Here is a 26699-nt window from a genome sequence, read left to right as displayed (position 1 = left end):
GTGCTCCTTAGTTTTCGACTTTATTTGCGCGAAGCCACATTTCGCCGTAGAATTCGCCTGTTTCATTTGCTTTAACGAACGTTGAGTTACCAGGACCAACGTATTTGTATTCTGTGATTTCTTGGATCAGGCCGCCGAAAACTTTGCCTGTGATTTCGTCAGCAAGACGGTCTTTGTCAGCGCCTGTCCCAGGCACGACGATGTACTCGCCAGCGAGGAAATCGAGGACAACCGCGCCTTCCACGTTGAACTCACCCATTACGCCGAAGCCGCGCCAAGGCTTGTGGTCGAGGTTGTAGTTAATTTGATATTCTTGTCCGTCAGCGAGTGCGAGAAGTTCAGCAAGMTTGCCGTTTTCAGTGATTTCAGTTTTTTTCGCTGAGGTTTTTGCTGCATTACCTGCCCAGTCGTTGTAGTCATCAAATGAAACACCGTAAGCAGTCATCTTGTAATCTTCTGAGATTGTTTTGATAGAGTAGTTAGTCATTTTGTTCTCTCCTTTGTGGGATTTATTCTTTACCACAATAGAAAGTATAAGTTTTCGGATCCCGAAAACATCTTTCTATTTGGCGATAAAACCTTCCTCTAAACGCGGTCGCTCATCCTTGAATGGCCTCGATAAAGGTTTTCTCACAAAATTGATTCTATTTCTCAAATGTATCAAAAAATGATACTGATTATCGAAATGCTACATTTTTGATATAATAAAATCATGAAGAAAACAGAACGAGTGAACCTAATCATGCGTTACATCAATAACCGCGCGCATTTTACGATTGCAGAGATTCAGCGAGAGTTCAAGATTTCCCGCGCGACGGCGATCCGCGACATAAACGAGATTCAGGCGATGGGTTTTCCACTGACGTCCGAGCTGGGGCGCGGAGGCGGATACAATGTCCTGCAGAATCAATATCTGCCCGCCGCTCGCTTCACACCAGAAGAGTTGAAGGCGATTTTTATTAGCTTTATTGCCTCGAAAAATTCGCAGTTGCCTTATCTGCAAAATCGCCGCTCAATCACTGAAAAATTAATCGGCATCGCGTCGCAAACCCAGCAAGACGAGCTGATCGAGCTGAATAATATCTTGCTTTTCGAAAATACAAATCCCGCCAATCCGAATCTTTTGGAGCTCGATGATGCGGCGCCTGCGGAGCTAAACCAGCTGATTTCGCTTGCTGTGCGGGATAAGCATTTACGCGTGACTTATGAGCTGAGTTTTGGCTGGCCGCAGTTACTGGACGTTTTTTTGCTACATATATTTAACTCGAACGCTCAGTGGCTTGTCGAGGTTTATAATTTTGATACGGATGAGTTTCGTTATTTGCCTGTGGAGATGCTGCGGAATTCGGTAATTTCTGAGTAGGAGATGAAGTTGTCTGAAGAAGAAATTTTGAACAAAAGACTGCTTCGAACACGTGAAGCCAATCTTGTTGTGAAACTTGATACGATTGGGATTCAGCGCTTTAAGCGGATGCACCCGCCTGGGATAATTTTGTCCTTAACTGGGATGTTTCAGTCGAGCGGGATTTTCAATGTTCAGTTGGATGTGAACGATGTTGTGGCACTGGCGTATTATGCGGATTGGCTTTTGTTTTTGGGGAAAGGGGTCGAGTTTGAGCGAATTCCTGATGAACTGCGTGTAATTTTGGAAGAGCGTTTAGCCATTTTAAGATTCCCTTGAGTCTGGGAAATTGGCGATTGTTCAGTGTGAAAAAATGACAGAAAGCAAAAAAAGCACCAAAGTGGTGCTTAGAGCTGAGCTGATACAGGTATACATTTTTTACACCCGATTTTTATACACCCTCATAGCAAAGAAATAAGCTACTACCAAAATCCCAACGCACCATGCAAGAGCGACCCATATCTCATTGCCCACTGGCTGCTCTGCCAGTAGCGCACGGATGGCGTTTACGATCGAGGTCACCGGCTGGTTTTCGGCAAAGGCACGAACGACAGTAGGCATTGACTCGGTCGGCACAAACGCCGAACTGATAAATGGTAGGAAGATGAGTGGGTAGGAAAATGCGCTTGCACCTTCAATCGTTTTTGCGGACAGTCCGGCAATCGCCGCAACCCAAGTTAAGGCCAAAGTAAACAACGCTAGTATGCCTACTACGGCAAGCCATGGCAGTATGCCTGCGGATGAACGAAAGCCCATAATCAACGCTACAAGAATGATGACGATTAGTGATATGGCATTGGACACCAGTGAGGTCAGCACATGTCCCCAAAGCAAGGCGGAACGTGAAATCGGCATCGTGTGAAACCGCTCGAATATGCCTCGCTGCTTATCCATAAACAGGCGGTAAGATGTATAGGCTATGCCGCTTGCGATCGCCATCAGCAGTATGCCTGGCAACAGGTAATTCACATAGTTATCCGTTCCGGTTTGAATGGCGCCGCCTAACACATAGACGAACAGCAGCATCATGGCAATTGGCGTGATGCAGACTGTGATGATGGTGTCCATACTGCGGAAAATATGGCGCATGGAACGTCCAAGCATAACGCTAATATCGGTGAAGAAGTGGTTTTTTGCCGTTTCCATTTACTTCGCCTCCTTTTTGCCGACGATAGAGAGGAATATGTCCTCTAATGATGGCTGTTTTTCAATATACTCCACCTTTGCGGATGGAAAGAGCTTTTTAAGATCCGAGAGCGTGCCGCTTGCGATAATCTTACCTTCATGCAGAATAGCAATTCGGTCAGCAAGCTGTTCAGCTTCCTCCAAATACTGCGTGGTTAGGAGTACTGTCGTACCGCCGCCCGCAAGTTCCTTAACGATCTTCCAAACCTCGATGCGCGCCTCGGGGTCAAGCCCAGTTGTCGGCTCGTCGAGGAAAATGATCTGAGGATTACCCACAAGGCTCAAGGCGATGTCGAGCCTGCGGCGCATACCACCGGAATACGTAGACGCCCTGCGGTCGGCGGCGTCAGTCAAGTCGAGGCGTTTAAGCAAGTCGTCCGCAACTTGACGCGGATCCTTGAGGTATCGCAGCTTCGCAATCATGATCAGATTTTCCCGACCGGTCAAAATTTCGTCCACCGCGGCAAATTGCCCGGTCAGAGAGATCGCCTGCCGCACATGATCGGGTTTTGACGCAACATCGTATCCGTTTACGGTGACAGTTCCGCTATCCTGTTTAAGCAGCGTAGTGAGGATTTTGACAACCGTTGTCTTACCCGCCCCGTTGGAGCCGAGAAGGGCGAAAATACTGCCCTTTTCCACCTCGAAATCAACGCCCTTTAGGACTTGATGCTGCTTGTAGGACTTTTGCAACCCAACGACTTGAATCGAATTAGTTGGCATAAGTTTTCCCTCCTTATCGAACAGTAACTTTGGACAAATCTGCCCCCACGCCTTTAAGCGATGCATAAGTCAGCTTATCCATGACTGCATCATCAAAGCATATGGTTTTGAAGGCACGGTAATACTTATTTGTTAATGAAAAGAATGCTTGAAAAGACACATTTTTTAATATAGCGCCCTTAAAAGAAACTTCGTTTACTGCCGATTTGTCAAACTTAACGCCGATAAAGGTTTGCCCGTCAAAACGCACCCCGCTCAGGTCGGATAATTCGAAGTCCACGCCATCAAAGATACAATTTTCAAAGATTGTTTTTCTGAGGTCGATCTTGCTTAGCGTAACGTCGGTGAATTTGGCGCCTGTGAATTTGGCACCCTCCATCCCCGAAACGCTGAAGTTAGTGCGTACAAGGATCGATTCATTGAAGCTTACATTCGTAAGGTCAGTTGCAGTTAGGGTACAGTCCGTCAGATTAGCGCCGTCAAAATTGGCTTCACGTAGATCACTGGTCTTAAACGAACTTCCAGTCAAATCTGCACCTGCAAAGTCGGCTCCGCGTAAAGCACTAGCATTAAATTGACCTTTATGAGCCTTAACGCCTGCAAAGTCGCTCATTGCCAGATTGCTTGCGCTAAAGTTGGTCACGACTTGCCGTTCCAGCGAGCGGGAGAGGTTGGCGACTTCCAGAATCGTTTGTTCGATGTCGCCGATGCTCTCAATGGTCATATGAAACGCTGTTTCATCGTCTTTACCCTCAGCTTTGAGTTCACGATATCGCTCCTGCAAATCGGAGTGCAGGTCTGTCTTTAATTCGGTGACGCTTTTTACCCCATCGTATGGCGTGAAAATACCGTTCAAATAGTTCGTCAATTTCTGATTCATCATAGCAATCTCTCCCTTATAATAAATTTTCTAGTACACGCTTCGAATACTCCCAATTGTTCTTGTTGCGAACGTAAGCATTTTTGCCCTTTTCGGTAATCCTGAAATACTTGCGTCTTCCTCCCTGTGACTCATCGCCCCAATACCACTCGATATCGCCGTCTGTCTCAAGCCGCTTAACGCTGGAGTACATCGTGGCTTCTTTTAATTCATATTCGCCGCCCGAGCGTTCAGCAATTAATTTGACAATTTCGTAACCGTAACGGTCAGCTTCGGATAAGAGCCGTAGTATCATCGTATCGGTATGTCCGCGGAGCAGGTCGGATGTAATTTTGTTTTCGCTCATATCATCACCTCACATTTATTATAATACGGCATAGTACTATGACTGTCAAGGTACTATTTTAAATAAAATACCTTGTTTGATCAGACTGCCAAAAAATAAGGAAAGAGTGCCGCTCAAACGCATTCTGCAGGGGGAAGCCGAGGCGGCGTTACGCGAGTTGCAAATTGCATGCCTGGACGAAGGGCCGCAGCATCCGAGCTCTTGGCGGAACGCATCGGACGGCGAGTGGAAGCTGATCGTGGAGTTGAACCGTCCAGATCGGCTGTATCACCTGACCAGTGATCCTTGGGAGACCCGGAACGTGGCGGAGGATCATCCAGAGGTGACGGAGAGGCTGAAGGCTGAGCTGCACGGATATCTATAGGGAAAAATGTGAAGGAGCTGTAGCGCGTTGGCGCTTAGCTCCTTTGTTGTACATATGTACATTGTTGCAGAATCGCCTGACGCTGCGCGTTGGAAGCTTGTAATAGGTCAAAGATGCGAATGTACACTTATTTTCGGGAGAAACGGCGGCACATCGATAAATACGTGCAAAAGAGCATCCTTTTGGGCCGTAAAGGGCCAAATGGAGGCGTGTAGGCCGAAATGGTTGCACTTTCGCACGTATTTCCGTTTGAGAAGTTCATGCGCGGAAATAGGTTGCACTTTTGCACTTTCACCACCAGTACGCGTAACAACAACTGATTTCACACACGCAAAATGTAATCAATAGCTTATAATGATGTGAAATAAGTACTTTAATGGGGGCTGATTTTGTGCAACTGATCATAAGAATTACAGATAACGATATCCTAGGAAGTGCGCCTGAATTCCTAGATACCATCTCTCGATACGGATCAAGAGGTATTTTAGTAGATAGTCAGTCAAATGTCGCCATGATGTATATGTCCAAAACGAAACTGTACAAGCTACCTGGGGGTGGTGTAGATGAAGGAGAAGAAGCAAAGGATGCCTTTCTACGTGAAATCCAGGAAGAGACGGGTTATGAAGCTGAAATCCTCCATGAATTGGGGTATATCGAAGAGCATAAAAACAGAAACAAGTTTTTTCAATTCTCCTACTGTTATATCGCAAAAGCGAAAGCTAGCTTCCGCGATACCAAGCTTACTGAAAACGAGATCCAGCTAGGCATGGTCGTTGCGTGGATGTCATTAGATCAAGCGCTGGCCGTGATGCAGGAGTCGATGCTAACTTGTACCGATTACTCATCCAAATTCATGCTTTTACGAGATAAGACGATACTTGAAGAGGCCGCGCGCCTATTAAGTGGAGAGGCTGTGTAGAAGGACACTCAGGAGCTGGTTACTCCCTTTTTCAAAAGTTGTAAAAACAATTGCTTATGTGAGAAAGGGGCCGTATGCTGTCCACGAAGCATCAAGATCCCGATGGGGATGACAGGTTCATCCCATGCCACATCAATTCTCACCACTTCCGGGATCAAAGGAGTCGAATCCAGAACGAAGCCCACTGCCAGCGTTCCTTTTGCAGAATGGGGGATGGCTGAAATTTGGTTTATGGTATGAAAATGGGGAAGCGTTACTTCGTAATGAGATAGTAACTTTGTTATTCGCGAATAATAGAGACAGGTGGGTCCCCCTGAGATGAGGGGGTAATGAAGAAGCTCACGGAAAGTAACGTGATTTCGTTCCAGCAGTGGATGACTTCGATCAACGACAATTGCCATTTTCTCTTGATAAAGCGGCTCGAAAAAGAATGGCAACGAATCGGACGGTTCGCCGCAAATTGCGAAATCGAGCTCTTTTTTGATAATCGCCTGTGATAATGCATCGGTATTCCCCACCGTGAATTGACAGGAGATTCGTGGCTTCTGTTCGTGAAATAGCCGCATGGTAGTAGGAAGTAACGTCTGCATGGCAGATTCAATTCCGCCTACGTGCAAGTTGCCGATCTCATCTTGCTGCAAAGCTTTGGTCAGATTGGTCACGTCGGTCCAATGTTGAATGAGTTTATCAATCTCCAACGCGAAAAGTTTCCCTGCGCTCGTCAGTTCTACGTCCCATCCCCGGTTGAATAGTTGTACCCCAATTTCCTTCTCCAATCGTTGCATTTGGTTCGATATTGTAGATTGTGCATAATTCAATTTCTCCGCTGCACGAGAGAACGTTCCCTCTGTAAGAATGGTTTGAAAAGTGATACGAGCACCAATATGATCGTAACAAATTAGGACAGATCAGCCGAATTATCGGAAGCGCGTTGGTGGAGTACTTCAACGTTCCGGAAGACGATGTTTTTCAAGTATTTCATTCTCATAAGGAAGGTGACTTCTATTATAGTCCTAGCTATCTAGGTGTCGAACGAAGCGATGGACTGCTCTACTTTCAAATAACACTGAAATCAGGGAGAACGACTTCGCAGAAGAAAGGTTTTTATAGCGAGCTAGCTGAACAATTATCCAATCAACTTCCTATGCGGAAAGAAGATGTATTTGTTGTACTGGTGGATAACGAATTTGAGGATTGGTCATTCGGTAACGGAGAAGCACAGATGCTCAAGATCGGTTGTGACCTATGACTCATCGGAAAATAGTGTCTACCTCAAGGGAAGCCTACGGTGAAATCGCGCCAGCATTCGTTGCATACTCAGAAGACGTGCTTTTCGGAGATTTGTGGCGAAGGGAGCAGCTTTCTCTTCGGGATCGAAGCTTAGTCACCATTGCGGTGCTGATAGCGGGAGGAATGACAGAACAACTACCATATCACTTGCGGTTGGCTATAGAGAATGGCCTAGGCACAGAAGAATTAGTAGAAGCAATTACGCATATGGCCTTCTATGCAGGATGGCCTCGAGCTGCTTCGGCTCTTGGTATTGTACAGGGGATTAGCGAGTCGATAGAACGGTGATTTGGCGAATGTCGCAATCTTACACTTCCGATGGCATCAATATGAACTAAAAAAACGTCCTTCTCTATGCTATTGTCAAATTGTATAGAAATGAAGCGGAAGTTCGGACTTCATACACTTTCATAGAGAGAAGGATTGACGAGAATGAGCAAAAAGCTGCGTATTGGGATAATCGGAACTGGGGGCATTGCCAGAGCCCATATATCTGCGTATAAGAAGCTTGACTATGTAGAGATTGTAGGTGTGGCCGATGTAATCCCAGGCAAGGCGTCAGCATTCGCGAAAACGGAAGGATTAACGGAAGCTGCTTCATTCGATAGCCATACGGATTTATTGCGCTTAGATTTGGATGGGGTTAGTATTTGTACGCCAAACGTTTCACATCACGTAACGACCGTGGATTCTCTGCGCGCAGGAAAGAACGTGTTACTTGAGAAACCGATGTCGGTGACACTTCAAGAAGGTATCGATATGACACAAGCGGCGAATGAGAGCGGGAAGATGCTAACACTCGGTTTCCAGCCTCGCTATGATCCGAATATGAAGCTGCTGCAAACGATTGTGCAATCAGGACGTCTTGGCAATGTCTATTATGTAGAGACGGGAGGCGGGCGTCGTCGGGGTATGCCAGGCGGAACATTCATCAGTAAACAGCTCGCCGGAGCAGGCGCGATGGCGGATATTGGTTGTTACTCGCTAGATATGGCGCTTAATACGCTTGGATATCCTCGTCCGCTAACGGTGTCCGCATTTACGTCTAACCATTTCGGCACGAACTCCCTGTACCATCCGGAAGCGAGCAAGTTCGAAGTCGAAGATTTCGGGGTTGCGATGGTGCGCTTCGAGAATGATCTTGTGCTGCAATTCAAAATATCGTGGGCGATGCACATGGATACCCTTGGAGCAACGATGTTTCTCGGTACGGATGCGGGTCTTAAAGTGACTCCGGCTGGTGCTGGGCCGTGGTCAGGGGTATGGGATGGCTCCGTAGGTTCCATCACGCTATTCCATGATGAATTCGGCGGACATACAGCGACGCCAGTTCCGCTTGTCGAGCATAAATTGAATCTGTTCGATCAGAAAGTACATGATTTTGCCGAAGCGGTTCGGGATGGTCGACCAGCCCCAATTCCTGGTGAGCAAATTCTAATCCAGCAAGCGATTATTGACGGCGTACTGCGCTCCGCGGCGGCCCGTCGTGAAGTATCGGTGGAGTTGCCTCACTGAAAGTGATATATGCGATATAAGGAAAAGCAGCCAATGGTGGCTGTTTTTTTATTTCAAGATTCATGTCACAGATGGACAACGCCAGTTGTCTTATCAGAGACGCATGTTTTTGTCAGATTGGCTGAAGTTTCACTTTAGGAATGAAGGAGGGTTATTATGCAAAGTTTCACAAAGGACCAACCTACAACGAGTATGGAAGATTTGTATACAACCTATAAGCCTCATTTGTTTGCCATTGCATACCGAATGCTTGGTTCTAGATCAGATGCAGAAGATATGGTGCAAGATTTGTTCATAAGTATTCATGGACATCTCAATGAGAATATTCATATTACCAAGTCTTATTTAAGCAAAATGATGGTCAACCGATGCTTGAATGAATTAAAGTCAGCGAGAAAAAGGAGAATTAGCTATGTGGGGAATTGGCTGCCTGAACCAACCGTTCAGCTAGGGGAGGATCGTAGATGTATCCTCACCCAAGCAGGCAAGTCCATCCACCCGTCTGGTTGAAGAAAAGGAACTGGTGACACGATTCATTTCATCGATTTCGAATGGTAACATTCAATCCTTGGTGGATATGTTAACAGAGGATGTCATCCTGATTGCAGATGGTGGGGGGAACTCAAACCAGCTTTCGTTAGTCCAAATGCTGCATCTGCCGAACCTGGTACGTTCTTGAAAGCGACATTGATGCGATTCCAAGCATTAATAGCCATGACGGAGAAAGTTAGATCTGAGATTTCTTTTTCAGAGAATAGACCGCGAACGCGATCATACAATTCGTCCGGCACACCATGTTCAGGAAGCTTAGTCAGAATCTCTGTCCAAGCCAGTGCTGCCCGCTCGCGCGGTGTAAACAACGTGGATTCACGCCATATGGCAATGTGGTAGAGGCGAAGTTCGCCTTCCCCATGGATCTTCGCTTGCTTGACGTGCATGTCTAGACAGAACCCACAACCATTCATTTGCGAAGCACGGATGTGAACAAGATCAATAATCTTCTCTTCAATGGCACTATCGTGTTCGGCGTTGCTGAATTCCAGCATTTTTTTGAAAAGCTCAGGTGATTGCTGCATATAATTTAAACGTTGTGTCATCAGTGATTACCTCCAATTTTTTTGTGACACTTATAAGACAATTGAGGGCATTCCTGTGTGACATCAAAGCGAATAAATTTTTAATTGTTTACCGTGGGAAACAGTTACCAATAGGCAGAAGGTTCATAGTGAAGTATCATTTAAATCAGGGTGATAATAACATGTTCATTTCTCCTATGATGTTGTACAATGCCAAAAATAATCAGCCATTTTACAGTAAGAATCATATTGCGGAATTAAAATTAGATGGTTTACGATGTATTCTTTCCCATATGGATAAACTGTATGTATATACGAGACACAATGACTTAATAACGCATAAATTCCCTGAGCTATTAAGATGCCCTATACCGGAAGGCACCATACTTGATGGTGAATTAGTCGTGTTGGATGATCAAGGGAAACCTGATTTTGAAGCGATGTCAGCACGGTTTTTATCTAAGAAAAATAAGAAACCTGTGGTTTTTTGTGCTTTTGACATTTTGCGATACAAGGGAATTGACGTCACGGGTTTAAGTTTGCTTAAGCGTAAAGAGCTGTTGGAGCAGGCTTTTACTGAGAATGAGAACTATAAAAAGATTGAAATGTTCGAGGGGAATGCCAAAGACTATTTTGAGCACGTTCGCGGCCGCGGGCTTGAGGGCATTATCATGAAATCCACAAAAGAGAATTCCACTTACGAAATAAACAAACGCTCCATCCGCTGGCAAAAAGTAATTAATTGGACGTACGCCGATGTGTACATTTCTGGATATAGGAAAAATAATTTTGCTTTACTGGCCTCTATTGATGCAGCAGATGGGTCCAAGTTACCAGTAGGAATCATTGAGTCCGGCGTATCACCAATCCACAAAAAAGCGATAGAAAGCGTGCAAAAACGCTTAGTCTTCAAGGAAGACAAGAATTTCGCCTATATGGAGCCGCGGATTATGGCGAGGGTAAAAACTAGAAGCTGGACCCAAAGCGGGAGACTGCGTTCACCGGAATTTATGGAATTCGTTATTTAATTAATTTATGAAGAGACTGATACCACCATGGAAATGGGTGAGTTCAGTCTTTTTTATTTATCTTTATATCCATTCATTTACATAATCCACACGGATCTAGAGCAGAATAGTCATACTCTCGAAATGTCAGAATCGTGGTGAGCAGGACCCATGTTTTCCATCAAAAATATACTTTTCAAATCCAAACCCAAGTTCAATAAGCCAATCGTGAAGGACACTTCGTCATTTCACTTTGTAGCTGAATTGGATCAAATGAATACACAATTCCAAGAAACGTTTCGCATGTTTCCTGACTTTGTTAGTAGAAAATTGACCACTGACGTGACGTATGGCGTTTATTATCTAAGCAATTTAGTGGATTCGGAAATTCTTTTCCAAGAAATTCTCAATCGACTAATTGAAGTCAAAGATACGTTCTTACCTGAAAAGCTGGTTAATTTAATTCCAATAGGACAGTTGCTGACCGAAGATAATTGGACCCATTTGCAGCAACATATTTTGAAAGGCTGGACGTATATCCACATAAGTGGCAGTACGTACGGTATTCTAGCTAATACCGCGAAACGAAGAGAACGTGCCTTATCTAAGCCGGAAAATGAAAGTCAAATTTTGGGCCCGCAAATTGCTTTTACGGAAAATCTGGAAACCAATGTTGCGTTGATCCATCAATATTTACCGAACCCTGATGTATGCGAGATTGCCATGAATTTGGGTGAAAATACCCAAACGAGTATTCGACTCGTCTATTTAAGCAATCGGGCCGATTTAGAAATGGTAACTCATATCTATAACAGGATTCAAGCATTGGATTTGGAAGCGCTACTGGATGCAACGATTTTGACGCAATGGATGGATGATAATCCCAGCTCCGCTTTTCCGCAAATGATTACGTCTGAGAGGGTGGATCGGGCCATATTTCCACTCCTTGAAGGAAAGGTTGTTATTGTGGTTGGCGGGAGCCCGCAGGTAATTATCTGTCCTACGACGTTCTTTGATTTTTTTAAATCGATTGAAGATTATTATTATAGATGGGCTACAGGGTTGTTTTTTCGTGGATTGCGAATCGTGGGTATTGCGATCTCTCTATTCGCAACAGCCTCGTATGTGGCTTCTCTTACGTACCATTATGAAATCATTCCACAGGCATTCTTGGTCCCTTTAGCTCAATCACGTGCCAGAGTCCCCTTTCCGCCACTTGTTGAAGCGCTTATGTTGGAAACGATCATTCAGCTACTAAGTGAAGCGGGTGCAAGATTGCCTTCGAAAGTAGGTCAAACCATGGGGATTGTTGGCGGTATCGTCATTGGGCAGGCAGCAGTACAAGCAGGCTTCACCAGCAATATTTTAATCATTATCGTAGCGTTAAGCGCCTTATCCTCCTTCACTACACCGGTGTTTGCCATGGCGAATACGATACGGATTATCCGATTTCCAATCATCTTATCCGCAGGTATCATGGGCGGTTTAGGTATCGCGATAAGCATTGCTTTTCTAATTTTGCATTTGCTACGACAGTCTAGTTTAGGACAGCCGTATTTCTATCCTCCCTATACGATTGAAAATAAAAACAAACGAGATGGCCTCCTAAGATTCCCTTACCAATTGGCCCCGAAACGCTCCGTATTCGCCAATAATGGGGACAACATCCCGAAGGGAAACACGGATATCGATGAGTAAAACACAACAAACGTATATGTATAGCAGTTTTCTACTTATGTTTATTATCCATGACGCGCAAGTAGGCGTAGGGCTTCCTGGTTATCAAAGAGTTGTGTTTCGAATCGCTGGCCATGATGCGTGGATTGCTGTCATCCTTGCAGGGATCATCACACAACTCGTAGTTTGGTTGATGATTAAAACGTTAGCGAAATTCGAAGATAAGGACCTCTATGAGATTCATTTGATAATTTACGGAAAATTGCTCGGCCATGTTATGAATCTAATCTATATGGTTTATTTCTTATGTGCGACTATCATTGTAATGCGCAACTATATCGAAATGATTCAGGTTTGGTTATTCCCGAATGCCCCGCAATGGCTGCTAGCGTTATTAATTACAAGTGTGGTGTTTTATGGGGTAAATGGAGGCTTACGAACGATTGTAGGCGCATGCTTTATATTTGTGACCATTACAGTTTGGTTAGTCATTCTGCTATATTTTCCTCTAATTTATGCGGAATGGACGGGAGTATTACCCATACTGGAGGCGGATCTCAGTAAACTGAGTAGAGGGGTGCTTTCGATGTCTTTTACGATGACAGGGTTTGAAATTCTCTATTTTATTTATGCATTTGCCAAAGAGAAGTCCAAAGTTCAGTGGTATTCCCAAATTGGTTTAATGAGTGTCACCCTTGTGTACACGGCAGTTATGTTTGTTTCCATTGTATTCTTTAGCGGTGGGGAACTTTTGAAGACAGATTGGGCTACCTTTACGATGCTGAAAATCATCAAATTTCCGTTTTTGGAACGGTTTGAATATATCGGTGTTAGCTTATGGTTATTAGTTATCGTGCCCAATCTCCTCATGTATAGCTGGGCAGCGACGAAAGGACTTAAACGTACTTTTGCATGGAAACAAAAATACTGGCTGTATCCATTCATGGGAGCTGCTTGGCTCGCTTGTTCTTCCATTGAATCTCGGATTCAGATCGAGTATATGAACGATCTATTTGCTAAATGGGCTGTCTATATCGTATATGTATATCCTGTGATACTCTTCGTAATTGTTCAATTTCATTTCTGGAGGCATAAGAAAAGGAGTCAGTCAGAGGTGAGCGCATGAAAAGATTCAATCTTATTTTCCTTGTGTTGCTTGTATGCATTTTGGCGGTCAGCTTAGGCTTGGAGAGAAATGTGTTGGAGAAATTAGGAATGACCATCGCGGCCGGCTATGACCAAGGTGAAGGCAATAAAATTAATGCAACCTATGTGATCCATCAGATCGATCCTAATTCCAAATCCACTGTCCTTGCGATCACTTCTGAGGGGTTGACCAGTAAAGGAGCACGTGTTGCTGCGAACCGCAAATCGAATAAGAAAGTCGTCTCAGGTCAGCTGCGAGTCGCCATTTATGACTATAGACTTGCCCAGGCAGGTCTTTTACCGTTGGTTGATACCTTATTTCGGGATGCCTCCATTGCCAGCACTGTTTATATGGCCGTCAGCAAAGATCGTGCAGAGGATCTATTAATGCATAAATATAAACAGTTCCCAGATGTCGGATCGTTTATTGTAGATAACATCCACCAGAATATTCTCGACGAACAGATAGTTTCAGGCACACTGCATGAATTTCTCTCAGCCTTATATTCCACGGCAGATCCCATGGTACCGCTTCTACAAAGAAAAGGTGATTCTGTAGAGCTCAAAGATGTGGCGGTTTTTAGTGGTGATAAAATGGTAGGAACCGTGAACCCCAAGGAAGCTTTCTTCCTTAAGACGATTCGTGATCGATATAAAGCAGGGAGTGTAGAACTATCTTTAGACGCGAAAGAATTGGGAGATGTCGTCAGGGATATCAAAGATAAGACGGTACGTGTCGTTATTGAGGAAATATCTAGCCATAGCAGTAAAAAGTTGATCAGCCAGAACCCACTGAAGTTTCAGGTCAATATCAAATTGAAGGGAATGCTTACGGAAAGCTCTGCGCAGCTTGATCTTGGTAAAGCCAGTGTCATTCAAGCCTTGCAAAAAGGAATGAATGAAGAATCAGAAAAGCAAATAAATGTTTTACTAAAGAAATTAACGTCCTTAAACTCGGATCCGGTCGGATTTGGAGAAATCTACCGCAGTCGGGTTTACCACTCGAATCTGACGAGTGATACTTGGCATGAGATGTATAAATCTGCCTCCTATGATGTTCATGTAGATATGCAGATCGTGCGATTGGGGCAGATTCAATAAGAGATAAAAAAGGTTGCCAACTAAACTGTAACCTGATAGTATACACTTAATCGAATATGAACCTTCGGGGCAGGGTGCAATTCCCTACCGGCGGTGAGGATACATGCGTGCGTGTATCTCCAGCCCGCGACTCCCAGTCAGTAATGGCTGGGACTGACTTGGTGTGATTCCAAGGCCGACGGTATAGTCCGGATGAGAGAAGGTGAAGAACAAACTTGTTAAATTTCATTATTTAACAGGTCTGTTTGTCAATGCCMCCGCCATTATCATGAGCGGGGGCATTGTTCTTCGAGAAGGTTCAATTCAAAACGTTCTTTAGGAGGTTTTTGAATTGGAAAATGTATTTAAGTTTGGTAGCAAGGGTGCGACTTCTCAATCCATACGTACAAGTGGTATGAGCGGGATCTGGTATGTCGCACTTGGCGCAACCCTGTGGGGACTGGATCCTCTGTTTCGCATCTTGTTATTGAAAAGCTTTACCTCGGCGCAAATCGTATTCATCGAACATGTTCTATTGGCCATTTACGCTGTGCCCGTATTGATGAAGTATCGTCGTACGTTAACAGGCAAGCTCTCACTTGCTGTTATTGGAGCGCTGCTGTTCATTTCTTGGGGTGGCTCGGCAATTGCCACCATTCTATTCACCGCGGCTTTCTCTCATGGCAGCGCCAATGCGATCTTGCTTCTACAGAAACTACAGCCCTTATTCGCAATTATCCTAGCTCGTGTGCTGCTCAAAGAGACATTGCCATCGAAGTTTTTCGCCTATATCGGGGTGGCCCTGTTAGGTACCTATCTGCTGACGTTCGGCCTCGGTTTGCCTGGCATGGGCTTGAAGGATTTAGGTGCAATCAGCTGCTTATTTTCCATATTGGCGGCTGTTCTGTGGGGTGGTTCCACGGTGATGGGGAAATTCCTGCTTCAGAAAAAGTTGGATTTTCCAGTCGTGACCTCACTTCGCTTCTTGCTGGCACTGCCACTTCTGACGATTGTTCTCTTAGCAAGTGGTGACCATTGGGGGCTGAACGGTTCGAGCAGTGAGCTGACGATTATCGCGGTAAACCTGCTGTTCCAAGCTTTTTTCCCAGGCCTGCTCAGCATGCTGCTTTATTATAAAGGCTTGTCCACMACCAAAGCGTTCTTTGCGACGTTAGCTGAACTTGCATTCCCTGCAATTGGGGTCTGTATGAACTGGCTTGTATTTGGTCAAAAGCTGACGATAGGTCAGCTGCTCGGGTTTATACTTATCTGGTTGACGCTATGGTTTATGAGCCGGCAGAGCAACCAGAGGGGGCAATAGAGGCTGGGGTATGGAATCTAAGCTGTATGTTCCCTTTACAGTGGATTATTCCACTCAAGTAACTAAGAATCACTCCCAACTCCCATCTTTCCAAAAGACGTATAACATGATATATTAATATCAATATATGATATAACATTTGGCTGGGAGTAGGGAGTGGGGAGCAATGTCGACAGATTCAAGACCCATTTATGAGCGAATATATGAAACACTGCGGGAAGAGATTCTACAACGCAAATATAACATTGGAGACCGTGTTCCTTCCGAGAAGGAATTGGCCGATGACTATAACGTGAGCCGGATCACGAGCAAAAAGGCGCTGGAGATGCTGGCCGAAGTTGGACTGATCGTCCGTAAGCCGGGGAAGGGCTCTTTTGTCGCGGATGAAAGCGAGCCATCAGCGGAAGCGTCGTCTACCGAGAATCGGGCCAAACATACGTTGATCGGCCTTGTCATCACGGATTTCGGCAATACGTTCGGGACGGAAATGATTTACGGCATGGAGCGTGCCTCAGCCGACAACGATAGTTTCCTTGTGCTGCGCCGTTCTTTCGGCTTGCCTGAGAATGAAGAGAAAGCGATTCGTGCGTTTCTCGAATTAGGCGTGGATGGCATCATTGTATTTCCTGCGCAAGGGGAGTTCTACAATGCGGAAATCCTGAAGTTAGTCATTCAGCAGTTCCCTTTAGTGTTGGTGGATCGTCACCTCAAAGGGGTAGCTGCGGCTTCGATCAGTACAGATAACATCAGTGCTGCACGCACAGGTACGGATTACTTGCTTGATTTGGGTCATAAGCAAATCTGCTTACTCACGCCGCCGCCTATGGATACAACGGCGATCGAAGATCGGATCGAGGGCTTCGTACGTGCTCATGCGGAACGTGGGGTTCTCGTGGACCGATCCCTGTGGTTGGATGAGATTACGTCTACGCTTCCGAATTCGTTCCATCAACCCAATATGAATCAAGATATCGAGATGATCAAGACGCATTTGCGGAGCAATCCGCACATAACAGCTTTATTCGCGATGGAATATAATATAGCCTTACTAGCCAAGGCAGCAGTGGAACAAATGGAACTTCAGATACCAGGGGATATCTCTATCCTATGTTTTGATAGTCCACCAACTACGCTGGGCAGCGGCTATCAGTTTACGCACATGATTCAGAATGAGGATGAAATCGGCAAGCTGGCTGTTGAGAACGTACTGAAGCTCAAGCGCGGCGAGAAAGTGTCGAATAGAACGACTTTGGACGCCAAGCTAATCATCGGAGAGTCTACAGGTCCAGCTAGATGATCGGAATATCGGAATCACATACAGCCGTATAGTAAGGCCAATACAAGAGATTGCTAAACTAGCAATCTCTTTCTTTATAAGTTAATATATTAATCCATCTAAATGATATGTAAATAATATAACAAATACATATTGACATAACGTTATTTGTTCGCCTATAATCATAAATGTAAGCGTTTTATTTCCAAGTTAAGGGAGATGATTCACCCGATGAGGAAATCTGCTATGCTGCCGACATCGATCTACAATCTCATTGATCAGTTACTTCTTATGGAAGATAACAGGCAGAACCTCCCATTTTACGCACGAATTTCGAGCGGCCCTTCTTTCCATACTTCAGCTTTGACGAGTAGAGCAATACCATGAAACCCATTCCCCTTATCGCTTCCAACGGATGAACTGTCCCGCTACAGATACCTTAACTAGAGAAGGACTTGGCAGCGAAGTTGGCTATACCGACATGACGTGGTCTGGTTTTCGCCCGAGTGACGACGCTTGTACATATGGCTATTTGGTGCCCGCGAACATGTTCGCTGTTGTGGTGCTTGGCTACCTTGCCGAGATCGCTGCTTAAGTTTGGCTGGATCATGCTATAAGCGCCGAAGCCCTTCAATTAGCCACTTGTATCAGGGGAAAGTTGCTGAAGATGTGTGCGGTCTCTCGATTATGAAAATAGTTCGGAAATGACACTTGGTTATGCGGGGGTAACCCCTTTTAACATAGGCGTGGGAAAAGTAGCTTGTTTCATATAAAAGGGAGGAAGAATCATGAAAAAATGGATGACTGTCATTACCGCTGTGACATTAACGCTGAGCCTAGCAGCCTGTTCATCAAAAACAGACACGAACCAAACGACAGCAACTACGAAGCCTGAAGGAACAACGGCACCAGCAGCTTCGGCATCGACCGCGCCAGCGGCCAAAGCGCCAGTAGAAATTACCTTCTGGGGAGACTGGGGTGGAGAAGGTGAAAAGCAATTCGTCATGATGGCGGATGCCTTCAATAAGTCACAGGATAAAATCAAAGTGAAGTACGTGCTTCAGGAAGACATGATTACGAAGTTTCTGACTGCTGCGACCTCGGGAGGCTCTCCGGATGTGATGTTCTGGGATAGATGGCGGACTTCTCTATATGCTTCCAAGAATGTCCTTCATCCCATCGATGAATATATGAAAAGAGATAACATTAAACGCACGGATTACTACGATGAAGCGCTCAAAGAACTATCTTCCGGCGATAAATTGTACGGTCTTCCTTTGACAGTTGATGCGAGAGCACTCTTTTATAATAAAAAGTTATTCGCTGAAAAAGGACTTCAACCTCCGAAAACGTGGGAAGAGCTGGAGAATGCAGCTAAGCAGTTAACCGTATGGGAAGGCGATAAGCTGGTTCGCTCCGGGATGTCGATGAACGATAATGGCCTATTCAATATGTGGCTGCAGCAAGCAGGCGGCTCCATGATAACTAGCGATATGAAGAAAACGAACTTTAATAATGACCAAGGCAAGCAGGTGCTGGACTTCTGGGATAAACTGATCAACAAAGATAAGGTATATAAAGTTGGCTTTGAAAAAGGGCTAGGTGAAGGCACGGATGCCTTCGTTACAGGTAAAGTAGCGATGACCTATACAGGTCCTTGGATGTTGTCTACGTATAAAAAATACGGCAAAGAGCTTGATTTCGGCGTTGTTCCTCCACCAACAGGACCTAACGGCGGCAAAGGAAGCGTCATGGGCGGCTTCGGTCTCGTGATTCCTGCAGGCTCTAAACACAAAGAAGAGGCATGGGAATTCGAGAAATGGTGGTTGGCGAATAAAGACAATGCGCTCTTATGGGCTAAAACAAGTATGAACCTTCCTGGGTTCAAGCCAGCGATGCAGGATCCGTTCTTTAAAGATGATCCGAACTGGAAGCCGTTCATGGATACGCTGGAATTCGCGAAGATTCGTCCGCAGCACCCTGGCTATTCCGTCATGGAAGTGGATGGATTGATGCCGAATCTGGATTTATTCGTTCAAGGCAAACAGGACGCGGCAACGACCTTGAAGAAGGGGCAAGAGCAAGGAGATAAGCTGCTGGATCAGAACGCGGCAGGCAAGTAAATAGAGGCACACGGGGAAGGTGATCCTGATCTTCCCCTTTCTTGTAAGGAGGAAATCTATGGCATCCGTTAGCAAGCTTAGCCGGCATCAAGCTAGAATGGGATACTTTTTCATTACGCCGACAATATTTCTGTTTGTCATATTTACCGTAATTCCCGTGATTATGGCGCTGTACCTAAGCTTCACCAATTATGACATCGTTAGCAAGAATGATTTTGTAGGCTTGGCAAACTATAAGCGACTCGTGGATGATCCTACCTTTTGGACGACACTGAAAAATGTCTTGTTCTATTCGGTGCTGTATATTCCTTTGAATATCGCCATTTCGTTATCCATGGCTGTTCTCTTTATGCGTAAACGGATCGGAGTGAAATTATTCCGCACAGCAGGCTATTTACCAACGCTAACATCAGGCGTTGCAGCTGCAACGGTCTGGATTTGGCTGCTGAATCCTGAATTTGGACTTGTGAACGAGCTGCTGAGCAAAATTGGCATTACGGGACCCTCGTGGCTGGGAGAAATGCCCTATGCGATGATCTCCATCGTATTCGTGACCTTATGGCAATCTGTTGGTGCGAACATGATCATTTATTTAGCTGGATTGAACGGTGTTCCCGAGCATCTGTATGAATCGGCAAAGTTGGWCGGCGCGAATGCTTGGCAATCGTTTCGCTACATTACTTGGCCTGTTCTAAGGCCGACGACATTTTTTGTGAGCACCATGGCGATTATTGGCGCACTCCAGCTCTTCGATCAAGCTTATGTCTTGACCAAGGGCGGTCCTGCGAACTCGACCAAGACGACGGTGTATTATATTTATCAGCAAGGCTTCGGGCAGTTGCAAATGGGGTATGCCGACGCCATGGCTTTCGCCTTGTCGCTTCTGATCTTAGTATTCTCACTCATGAATATGAAGCTTAACAAAGAAGAAGACGCCATGATCTAGGAGGGTGGACTTTGAAACCAAAGTATTTGCATACGTCGATTTTGTATCTCATTTCCATCGCAGTTTGCCTAGTCATGGTGATTCCCTTTGTTTGGAGTTTAGTCACTTCAGTTAGACCGGATGAAGAGATTTTCATGCTGCCGATTAGGTGGATTCCTTCTAGCTTGACGATTTCACATTACACAAAAGCTTTCGACCTAGTCCCGTTTGGACTGTATTTCAAGAACTCGTTTTACTTGGCCTTTATGGGAGTCATGTTCAATCTATTATTAGGTTCATTGAGCGGGTATGCGTTCGCAAAGCTTCGATTCAGAGGCCGTGATACGATGTTCAAAATATTGCTCGCCGCCATGATGATTCCTGGCGTCGTTACCCTAATTCCGCAATTTTTTGTGTTGAAGCATATCCCCTTCTTAGGTGGGAATGACTGGCTTGGCGGAGGAGGGAATGGACTCTTAAATACGTTCTGGGCTGTTATTTTGCCAGGAGCTTCGGGATCATTTGCTGTGTTTTTCATGCGGCAGTTTTTCGTATCCTTACCGAGTGATTTGCAAGAGGTGTCACGTATCGAAGGGAGCGGCGAGCTCCGCATTTATTGGAATATTTATATGCCGCTGGCGAAGCCGGCTTTAGCCACATTAGGTATTTTCACCTTTCAGGCAGGCTGGAATAGCTTCCTTGGACCGCTCATTATGCTGAATGATCCTGCCAAGAAAACAATTCAGTTGGGCTTAGCCGCATTTACGTATAACAAGCAGGTTGATTTCGGACCTTTGATGGCAGGGGCATTAATTGCTGTCGTTCCCATTCTGATTCTGTTCCTGCTTTTACAGAAGTATTTCGTGCAGGGGATTGCTTTTACAGGAACCAAAGGGTAATCCGCAAGTCAGACTCGAAGGTGAATTTGATTGAATAAGCGATGGAGTATGCGAATAGCCCTAGCGGCTGTCGGAGTTGGGTTAATCATAGTGGCAATCTGGGGAGTGATGAACATGGGGAATGAGCATATCGTGACGGATGGACAGGTGAATGAAGAAGCGAAGACGGATACGTGGGGGAAGCGAGCAGCGCTGGCGCAAGCGGGATTGATGAAGCAATATTGGAACAGTAAGCGGAACTTATTTGATAATTTATCGCCGTGCAACGATTTATGCAATGAGAAATTCCACTATTGGTGGCAGGCACATGGCGTAGATACGTTGGTAGATGCTTATGTAAGAACGGGAGATAGCGAGGTTAAAGGCTATTTGGCCAATATGTACCAAGGTATGTTAGATCGCAATGGCGGTGCTTGGCCCAATGATTTCTATGATGATATGGAATGGTTAGCGATAGCATGGCTTCGAGCTTATGAGGCGACAGGCGAAGACAAGTACAAACAAGCGGCATTGCTGCTATGGGAAGATATCAAGACAGGGTGGAATGAGGAGCAAGGCGGGGGTATTGCGTGGCGCAAGCCGCAGATGGATTATAAGAATACACCGGCGAATGCTCCAGCCGTCATCCTTGCAGTGAGATTGTATCAGCAGTTTGGCGATGCGGAAGACTTGGCATGGGCGATCAAGATATACGATTGGCAGAAGACGAATCTCGTGGATCCGGAATCAGGCTTTGTCTGGGACGGGAAAAACCGTGAGGGAGACGGCAAGATTGATAAGAGCTGGGAGTTCTCTTACTGCCAAGGTGTTTACATAGGAGCGGGCGTTGAGCTATTCCGAGCAACGGGGGACAAGAGCTATCTAGCTGACGCATCGCGAACCGCTCAAGCTTCGAAAGCAAGACTGACCAGTCCAATCACAGGAATGCTGCCTAGCGAAAGCAATGGCGATGGCGGCCTGTTCAAAGGCATATTTGTTCGCTATTTGGCTGAACTCGTACTAGTGGACCCCAGTCAGAAGGAGTCCCTAGACATATTAGTAACCAATGCGAATAGCCTATGGGATTATGGGAGAGATGAACAGCGCCAGATGTTCAGCAAGTCGTGGGTCACTTCGCCTGAATCAGCGGAGGACTTGAGCGTTCATTTAAGCGGCGTCATGCTGTTGGAGAGAATGGCTGTTTTGGAGGAGAAGGGATTACTGAAAGAGCGTTGAACGCTGAGAACTGAGAACTGAGAACTGAGAGCTGAGAGCTGAGAGCTGAGAACTGAGAACTGAGAACTGAGAACTGAGAACTGAGAACTGAGAACTGAGAACTGAGAACTGAGAACTGAGAACTGAGAACTGAGAGCTGAGAGCTGAGAGCTGAGAGCAGACCGCAGACCGCAGACCGCAGACCCAGGCTCACCTTCCTCAAAACTAGCTAACGGACATGCGAGCCGCTATTTGCCTAAAATATGAGGTTTTGACAATCTAACGGACACAGATGACGTTATTTCATGGAATCCATCAACAAGTGGGGGATTATTACCATAATAACGTCCATCATGTCCGTTAAATTCTGAAACGAGCAAATTTGCTAGAAATAACGGTCGTGGTGTCCGTTAGAATATCAGTGGACCTAGGCAATTCGCAAGAAAGGAGCTACAGATACACAGGATGGAGGAAATTCATTCGAGAGGAGGTGAATTTGATATATTTGTAAGCGCATACAATCGTGGGATCGTTAAGTTTTTGTAAGCAACTTTTAATAGAAAAGGAGTTGTTGGTCATGAGTTTTGTCATAAGAACAGCTTCCAGATGGGTAAGTCTTAGCTTAGTCATGGTTCTTTTACTAACCGCATGGGGAGGTGCCAATCGCGCTTCTGCTTTCACGACAGCTAATGCAGATGCCGCGATGACTTCATTCGTAAATACTTTTTACGATTCATCGTCTAAATACTTCTACACGAACAGTGATCATCAGATTCAAGCCGCACATGCATATGGTCCAAACGGTGGACTCTACACGGACTTCTGGTGGGAGGCGCAGTTATGGGAAACGGTGATGGATGCGTACCAACGTACAGGAAGCAGCACCTATCGCACGATGATTGATGATATTTACACGGGCTTCAATGCGAAATACACGAACATGGTAGCGAATCAATTTAATGATGACCTCGGCTGGTGGGCGCTTGCCTGTCTGCGTGCCTATGAGATTACGGGAACACAAGAATATTTGAACCGTGGCTCCTTTCTCTTTGATCACGTCTATGCGAGCTGGGATACCACTTATTATGGCGGCGGAATTTGGTGGAGATCGGATGCGCAGAATCCGGAAACCAGCACCAATGCTCAGAAAAATATGGCTACCAATGCGCCTATGGTCATGACCGCGATTAAGCTGAAAAATGCTTACAATAACGCCAGTTACTTAACGAAAGCGCAGCAAATCTACAGTTGGATTCAAACGAAATTAGTTAATGGCAGCAAAGTGAATGATCATATGGAAGGCACAGGAGCTGGGATCGTGAAGGATTGGGACTTTACGTACAATTACGGCACTTATCTAGGTGCAGCTACAGCGTTATACATGGCTACGGGTACAGCTAGTTATTTGACGGATGCGAATAATGCTGCCAATTATGTCATCGACAAAATGACTTCAGCTACCACGCTATTATATGAAGGGGAAAATGACGCGCCTGGTTTCAAAATGGTTTTTGCCCGCAATCTGAACCAGCTTCGCGTACAGGCTAGTCAGTCTCAATATCTCAACTTTTTGCAGCAAAATGCCACACAAGCGTGGAACCACAGACGAACTTCAGATGGTATCATCGGCAGCGATTGGACGGCACCAACGGGCACGGCCTATATCCAAAGCTTAGCAGCCGCAGCAGGAGCTTCCATTCTACAACTTGCGCCGGCGGATAATTACACAGGAAATATTGCTGGCAACGGTGTGTATGAAGCCGAAAATGCAAGGCGTACCTTAGTAAGCGGCAGCGGGATGATTAATGAAAGCACGCAGACTGGCTTTAATGGCCGAGGCTATGTGGCAGGTTGGAATACGAATGGCACATCCATCGATTTCTATGTGAATCAAAATACAGCTGGAACCAAAACCATTACATTCCGATACGCGGCAGCTGCTGGAAATGCGAGCCGTTACGTGAATGTGAACGGTGTTGATGTGGCTGCGAATCTCACCTTCAATGGTACCTCGAACTGGAGTACCTGGAATACCGTCTCCTTAACGGTTACGTTAGCGGCAGGGTCCAACACGATCAGACTTGGATTTGCTAGTTCGAAAGGTAATACGAACTATTTGAATATAGACCGAATGACTGGTTTATAAAAATCTTGAAAATGGAGGTAATTATGATAAGAGAAGCGCGAAATCAATTGCATTTTGTACGGCAGGTATTGCTGGTGTTTCTTATTACATTGCCATTGATCATGTCAGGCTATTTGTTTCCGCAGAAAGCGGCAGCTTTAAACAACGGTCTTTCGGTGACGCCTCCAATGGGTTGGAATAGCTGGAACATTTACGGATGTAATGTGGATGAAGATAAAATAAAGCAAGCAGCGGATGCAGCAGTCAGTAGCGGCATGAAAGCAGCGGGCTATACCTACATTGTGATCGATGATTGTTGGCAAACAAGCAGAGCTGCTGATGGCACGATCATCGCAGACCCCGTCAAATTTCCAAGTGGAATGGCAGCACTTGCCACTTATGTTCACAGTAAAGGCTTAAAATTTGGACTCTACACGGATGCTGGGTATACCACGTGTGCTGGAAGGCCAGGCATGTATGGTCATGAGGCTCAAGATGCTGCTACATTCGCAGCGTGGGGTGTGGACTATACCAAGGTAGATTGGTGTGATCATGGCACCTTGGATCCACAAACGCGTTACAGCATCATCCGAGATGCTATAGCTAATTCTGGAAGGCCCATGTTATTCAGCATTTGTAACTGGGGGGTGAATAAGCCTTGGATATGGGGTCCTGCTACAGGAAACATCTGGCGAACGACGGATGATATCTTCGATTTCTGGGACAGAGTCACATGGATTATTGACCAGAACTCTCCTCTTGCTAACTTCGCTGGCCCAACTTTAGGCTGGAACGATGCAGATATGCTGATGGTAGGCAACTACGGAACTGGCGCTGTGTTTGGAGAAGGGATGACAGATACCGAATACCGTTCTCATATGTCTATGTGGGCTATCATGGCATCACCGCTCATTGCTGGCAATAACTTAGCAGCCATGAATCAAGCAACGAAAGATACGCTTATGAATGCCGAAGTGATTGCTGTGGATCAAGACGCTTTGGGTAAACAGGGCGTATTGGTCAGTGATGTTGGAGGACTCCAGGTTTATTCAAAGTTATTGCAGACGTCGGGAACCAGAGCCATAGTCTTGTTAAATCGTACGAATGCAGCAGCGAATATGACAGTCAATTTTGCAAGCCTTGGGTTGAGCTCCACAGTTTCTGTAAGAGATTTGTGGGCCAAAACGAATGTGGGATCTTTTACAACAAGTTATACGACAAATGTGCCCTCACACGGTTCTGTTATGTTGAAGCTCACGGGCTCGGAGGCAGCAACAGGGGCGATTACTTCGGGTAAAACATTCCGAATATCCCCGAAATCAAATGGCTTGTCGTTAGCTGTTGATGGAGCCTCGACTTCAAACGGAGCGAACATTCTACAATGGGATAAGGGAATTGCGCAGAATGATAAGTGGGTCATTACGGCTACAGATAGCGGCTACTATAAGATTATGAATGTAAAAAGCGGGAAGGCGCTAGCTATCGAGAATGCCTCTCTAAGTGATGGTGCGAAGGTTTTTCAATGGGATTATGGTACAACTGGCAACGATCAATGGCTAATCCAAGGGCTTACTCAAGGCTATTATAAAATAACGAACAGACTTTCCGGCAAATCGCTAAATGTTGCCAATAACTCGTTGATTAGCGGGGGTACATTTATTCAATGGCCTTATGCTGCAGCTGATAACATGGCCTTCCAGCTTATCGAAACGGATATTACCTATGAAGCAGAAGCGGCTTCTCTTCATTCCCTTTCTACGGAATCTACGAATGGCGGTTTCACTGGAAATGGCTATGTAGCAGGCTGGAATTCGAGCGGTCAATGGGTAGACTTTAATGTAGTTGCGAGTGCATCTGGCAATTACAACTTGACCTTCCGGTATGCTGGCGGAGCAGGAACAGCAGGACGATATCTCTATGTGAACGGCGTAGGCGTCGTTAACAATGTATCGTTTGCCGGTACGGGGAGCTGGACTTCGTATAATACCGTTACAATCCCGAATGTTCACTTAAATAGCGGCAGCAATACGATATCTCTGATATTCGATGCTGCGAAAGGTAGCAACAACTATTTGAATCTAGATAACATGAAGGTACAGTGAATAGAATAGACCATAGGAAGCCCGAGGATGAAGGATGTCCTTGGGTTTCCTTTTTCCGAGTTTCTAGCATAGGATTAGGTTAAAAAATTGCACTAGTAAAATAATGTAAGATGATTTAAGCTTG

27 protein-coding genes, 1 pseudogene and 1 riboswitch are annotated in these 26699 nt (G+C 45.5%); of the genes and pseudogenes, 21 read left to right on the top strand and 7 right to left on the bottom strand.

Features of this window, described 5'->3' with window-relative positions; translation table 11 throughout:
- Positions 1-7: 7 nt before the first annotated feature.
- A complete protein-coding gene (locus AC1DLM_RS14700) occupies positions 8-487 on the bottom strand; it encodes a hypothetical protein (protein WP_477570383.1) in 480 nt (159 codons plus the stop codon).
- Between the two features lie 225 nt (positions 488-712).
- On the opposite strand from AC1DLM_RS14700, the gene AC1DLM_RS14695 reads away from it, so the two are divergent.
- Both AC1DLM_RS14695 and AC1DLM_RS14690 read left to right on the top strand, forming a co-directional pair.
- Positions 713-1363: a helix-turn-helix transcriptional regulator gene (locus tag AC1DLM_RS14695; RefSeq protein ID WP_477570382.1), complete on the top strand. Its 651-nt coding sequence runs from the start codon at positions 713-715 to the stop codon at positions 1361-1363.
- Positions 1364-1372: 9 nt separating this feature from the next.
- The gene (locus tag AC1DLM_RS14690; RefSeq protein WP_477570381.1) at positions 1373-1681 is read left to right on the top strand and encodes a hypothetical protein; all 309 of its coding nucleotides are present in this window, start codon (positions 1373-1375) and stop codon (positions 1679-1681) included.
- Positions 1682-1780: 99 nt separating this feature from the next.
- Here the strand turns inward: AC1DLM_RS14690 and AC1DLM_RS14685 are convergent, their stop codons facing one another.
- From AC1DLM_RS14685 to AC1DLM_RS14670, 4 genes are read right to left on the bottom strand one after another with little or no spacing between them, the layout of a single operon-like run.
- Positions 1781-2548 carry an ABC transporter permease gene (locus tag AC1DLM_RS14685; protein ID WP_477570380.1) on the bottom strand — a complete coding sequence of 256 codons (768 nt, stop codon included), beginning with the start codon at positions 2546-2548 and terminating at the stop codon, positions 1781-1783.
- Positions 2549-3310, bottom strand: a complete 762-nt coding sequence (locus tag AC1DLM_RS14680) for an ABC transporter ATP-binding protein (protein ID WP_477570379.1) — start codon at positions 3308-3310, stop codon at positions 2549-2551.
- Between the two features lie 13 nt (positions 3311-3323).
- Positions 3324-4190: a pentapeptide repeat-containing protein gene (locus tag AC1DLM_RS14675; RefSeq protein ID WP_171629307.1), complete on the bottom strand. Its 867-nt coding sequence runs from the start codon at positions 4188-4190 to the stop codon at positions 3324-3326.
- 16 nt (positions 4191-4206) lie between these two features.
- A complete protein-coding gene (locus AC1DLM_RS14670; protein WP_441988462.1) occupies positions 4207-4536 on the bottom strand; it encodes a PadR family transcriptional regulator in 330 nt (109 codons plus the stop codon).
- Between the two features lie 76 nt (positions 4537-4612).
- Between AC1DLM_RS14670 and AC1DLM_RS14665 the strand changes: the two genes are divergently transcribed.
- Together AC1DLM_RS14665 and AC1DLM_RS14660 are read left to right on the top strand one after the other, a co-directional pair.
- Positions 4613-4900: a hypothetical protein gene (locus AC1DLM_RS14665; protein ID WP_477570378.1), complete on the top strand. Its 288-nt coding sequence runs from the start codon at positions 4613-4615 to the stop codon at positions 4898-4900.
- Between the two features lie 391 nt (positions 4901-5291).
- Positions 5292-5819, top strand: a complete 528-nt coding sequence (locus AC1DLM_RS14660; RefSeq protein WP_477570377.1) for an NUDIX hydrolase — start codon at positions 5292-5294, stop codon at positions 5817-5819.
- An 8-nt stretch (positions 5820-5827) separates the two neighbouring features.
- Here the strand turns inward: AC1DLM_RS14660 and AC1DLM_RS14655 are convergent, their stop codons facing one another.
- Positions 5828-6676 carry a LysR family transcriptional regulator gene (locus AC1DLM_RS14655; RefSeq protein WP_477570404.1) on the bottom strand — a complete coding sequence of 283 codons (849 nt, stop codon included), beginning with the start codon at positions 6674-6676 and terminating at the stop codon, positions 5828-5830.
- 50 nt (positions 6677-6726) lie between these two features.
- On the opposite strand from AC1DLM_RS14655, the gene AC1DLM_RS14650 reads away from it, so the two are divergent.
- The 4 genes from AC1DLM_RS14650 to AC1DLM_RS14635 all read left to right on the top strand — a co-directional run bounded on the left by AC1DLM_RS14650 (position 6727) and on the right by AC1DLM_RS14635 (position 9134).
- Positions 6727-7068 carry a tautomerase family protein gene (locus tag AC1DLM_RS14650; protein WP_477570403.1) on the top strand — a complete coding sequence of 114 codons (342 nt, stop codon included), beginning with the start codon at positions 6727-6729 and terminating at the stop codon, positions 7066-7068.
- Positions 7065-7397, top strand: a complete 333-nt coding sequence (locus AC1DLM_RS14645; RefSeq protein ID WP_477570376.1) for a carboxymuconolactone decarboxylase family protein — start codon at positions 7065-7067, stop codon at positions 7395-7397. Before AC1DLM_RS14650 ends, AC1DLM_RS14645 begins: the two co-directional genes overlap by 4 nt.
- Positions 7398-7541: 144 nt before the next feature.
- Positions 7542-8624, top strand: coding sequence for a Gfo/Idh/MocA family protein (locus tag AC1DLM_RS14640; protein WP_441988467.1), 1083 nt, complete (start codon positions 7542-7544; stop codon positions 8622-8624).
- A gap of 156 nt (positions 8625-8780) precedes the next feature.
- Positions 8781-9134 carry a sigma factor gene (locus tag AC1DLM_RS14635; protein ID WP_441988468.1) on the top strand — a complete coding sequence of 118 codons (354 nt, stop codon included), beginning with the start codon at positions 8781-8783 and terminating at the stop codon, positions 9132-9134.
- Positions 9135-9217: 83 nt separating this feature from the next.
- On the opposite strand, the gene AC1DLM_RS14630 is transcribed toward AC1DLM_RS14635, so the two are convergent.
- The gene (locus AC1DLM_RS14630) at positions 9218-9721 is read right to left on the bottom strand and encodes a carboxymuconolactone decarboxylase family protein (protein ID WP_477570375.1); all 504 of its coding nucleotides are present in this window, start codon (positions 9719-9721) and stop codon (positions 9218-9220) included.
- Positions 9722-9849: 128 nt separating this feature from the next.
- Here AC1DLM_RS14630 and AC1DLM_RS14625 point away from each other — a divergent pair, with 128 nt between their 5' ends.
- From AC1DLM_RS14625 to AC1DLM_RS14565, 13 genes and pseudogenes are all read left to right on the top strand, one after another.
- Complete coding sequence (locus AC1DLM_RS14625) at positions 9850-10728, top strand: ATP-dependent DNA ligase (RefSeq protein WP_477570374.1); 879 nt, start codon at positions 9850-9852, stop codon at positions 10726-10728.
- Positions 10729-10878: 150 nt separating this feature from the next.
- Complete coding sequence (locus AC1DLM_RS14620; RefSeq protein WP_477570373.1) at positions 10879-12405, top strand: spore germination protein; 1527 nt, start codon at positions 10879-10881, stop codon at positions 12403-12405.
- The gene (locus AC1DLM_RS14615) at positions 12398-13510 is read left to right on the top strand and encodes a GerAB/ArcD/ProY family transporter (RefSeq protein WP_477570372.1); all 1113 of its coding nucleotides are present in this window, start codon (positions 12398-12400) and stop codon (positions 13508-13510) included. The genes AC1DLM_RS14620 and AC1DLM_RS14615 overlap by 8 nt, the downstream gene beginning before the upstream one ends.
- Positions 13507-14631 carry a Ger(x)C family spore germination protein gene (locus AC1DLM_RS14610; protein ID WP_477570371.1) on the top strand — a complete coding sequence of 375 codons (1125 nt, stop codon included), beginning with the start codon at positions 13507-13509 and terminating at the stop codon, positions 14629-14631. The genes AC1DLM_RS14615 and AC1DLM_RS14610 overlap by 4 nt, the downstream gene beginning before the upstream one ends.
- Positions 14632-14687: 56 nt before the next feature.
- A riboswitch (FMN riboswitch) is annotated at positions 14688-14839 on the top strand.
- A 186-nt stretch (positions 14840-15025) separates the two neighbouring features.
- Positions 15026-15931, top strand: coding sequence for a DMT family transporter (locus tag AC1DLM_RS14605; protein ID WP_477570402.1), 906 nt, complete (start codon positions 15026-15028; stop codon positions 15929-15931).
- 166 nt (positions 15932-16097) lie between these two features.
- Positions 16098-17228 (top strand): GntR family transcriptional regulator, encoded by a 1131-nt coding sequence (locus AC1DLM_RS14600; protein WP_477570370.1) that lies wholly within the window; start codon positions 16098-16100, stop codon positions 17226-17228.
- Positions 17229-17484: 256 nt separating this feature from the next.
- A pseudogene (locus AC1DLM_RS14595) lies at positions 17485-17799 on the top strand (glycoside hydrolase family 125 protein); the annotation flags it as partial.
- A 193-nt stretch (positions 17800-17992) separates the two neighbouring features.
- A complete protein-coding gene (locus AC1DLM_RS14590) occupies positions 17993-19330 on the top strand; it encodes an ABC transporter substrate-binding protein (RefSeq protein WP_477570401.1) in 1338 nt (445 codons plus the stop codon).
- 58 nt (positions 19331-19388) lie between these two features.
- Positions 19389-20276 carry a carbohydrate ABC transporter permease gene (locus tag AC1DLM_RS14585; RefSeq protein WP_477570369.1) on the top strand — a complete coding sequence of 296 codons (888 nt, stop codon included), beginning with the start codon at positions 19389-19391 and terminating at the stop codon, positions 20274-20276.
- Positions 20277-20287: 11 nt separating this feature from the next.
- Positions 20288-21154, top strand: coding sequence for a carbohydrate ABC transporter permease (locus AC1DLM_RS14580; RefSeq protein WP_477570368.1), 867 nt, complete (start codon positions 20288-20290; stop codon positions 21152-21154).
- A gap of 114 nt (positions 21155-21268) precedes the next feature.
- The gene (locus AC1DLM_RS14575; protein ID WP_477570367.1) at positions 21269-22369 is read left to right on the top strand and encodes a glycoside hydrolase family 76 protein; all 1101 of its coding nucleotides are present in this window, start codon (positions 21269-21271) and stop codon (positions 22367-22369) included.
- A gap of 556 nt (positions 22370-22925) precedes the next feature.
- Positions 22926-24494 carry a glycoside hydrolase family 76 protein gene (locus AC1DLM_RS14570; RefSeq protein WP_477570366.1) on the top strand — a complete coding sequence of 523 codons (1569 nt, stop codon included), beginning with the start codon at positions 22926-22928 and terminating at the stop codon, positions 24492-24494.
- A 23-nt stretch (positions 24495-24517) separates the two neighbouring features.
- On the top strand, positions 24518-26575 hold the full coding sequence (locus tag AC1DLM_RS14565) for an RICIN domain-containing protein (RefSeq protein WP_477570365.1): 2058 nt from the start codon (positions 24518-24520) through the stop codon (positions 26573-26575).
- Positions 26576-26699: the final 124 nt, after the last annotated feature.

This window comes from Paenibacillus sp. 01T442, assembly GCF_056398345.1.
The sequence above is the reverse complement of the archived record's forward strand: the minus strand, read 5'-3'. Positions and strand labels throughout refer to the sequence as shown.

Bases quoted from the DNA above. Each gene is read 5' to 3' on its own strand.
- AC1DLM_RS14685 (WP_477570380.1), bottom strand. From the start codon at position 2,548: ATGGAAACGGCAAAAAACCACTTCTTCACCGATATTAGCGTTATGCTT.
- AC1DLM_RS14645 (WP_477570376.1), top strand. From the start codon at position 7,065: ATGACTCATCGGAAAATAGTGTCTACCTCAAGGGAAGCCTACGGTGAA.
- AC1DLM_RS14565 (WP_477570365.1), top strand. From the start codon at position 24,518: ATGATAAGAGAAGCGCGAAATCAATTGCATTTTGTACGGCAGGTATTG.
- AC1DLM_RS14695 (WP_477570382.1), top strand. From the start codon at position 713: ATGAAGAAAACAGAACGAGTGAACCTAATCATGCGTTACATCAATAAC.
- AC1DLM_RS14610 (WP_477570371.1), top strand. From the start codon at position 13,507: ATGAAAAGATTCAATCTTATTTTCCTTGTGTTGCTTGTATGCATTTTG.
- AC1DLM_RS14600 (WP_477570370.1), top strand. From the start codon at position 16,098: ATGTCGACAGATTCAAGACCCATTTATGAGCGAATATATGAAACACTG.
- AC1DLM_RS14615 (WP_477570372.1), top strand. From the start codon at position 12,398: ATGAGTAAAACACAACAAACGTATATGTATAGCAGTTTTCTACTTATG.
- AC1DLM_RS14635 (WP_441988468.1), top strand. From the start codon at position 8,781: ATGCAAAGTTTCACAAAGGACCAACCTACAACGAGTATGGAAGATTTG.
- AC1DLM_RS14675 (WP_171629307.1), bottom strand. From the start codon at position 4,190: ATGAATCAGAAATTGACGAACTATTTGAACGGTATTTTCACGCCATAC.
- AC1DLM_RS14640 (WP_441988467.1), top strand. From the start codon at position 7,542: ATGAGCAAAAAGCTGCGTATTGGGATAATCGGAACTGGGGGCATTGCC.
- AC1DLM_RS14680 (WP_477570379.1), bottom strand. From the start codon at position 3,310: ATGCCAACTAATTCGATTCAAGTCGTTGGGTTGCAAAAGTCCTACAAG.
- AC1DLM_RS14670 (WP_441988462.1), bottom strand. From the start codon at position 4,536: ATGAGCGAAAACAAAATTACATCCGACCTGCTCCGCGGACATACCGAT.
- AC1DLM_RS14630 (WP_477570375.1), bottom strand. From the start codon at position 9,721: ATGACACAACGTTTAAATTATATGCAGCAATCACCTGAGCTTTTCAAA.
- AC1DLM_RS14570 (WP_477570366.1), top strand. From the start codon at position 22,926: ATGAGTTTTGTCATAAGAACAGCTTCCAGATGGGTAAGTCTTAGCTTA.
- AC1DLM_RS14620 (WP_477570373.1), top strand. From the start codon at position 10,879: ATGTTTTCCATCAAAAATATACTTTTCAAATCCAAACCCAAGTTCAAT.
- AC1DLM_RS14575 (WP_477570367.1), top strand. From the start codon at position 21,269: ATGGGGAATGAGCATATCGTGACGGATGGACAGGTGAATGAAGAAGCG.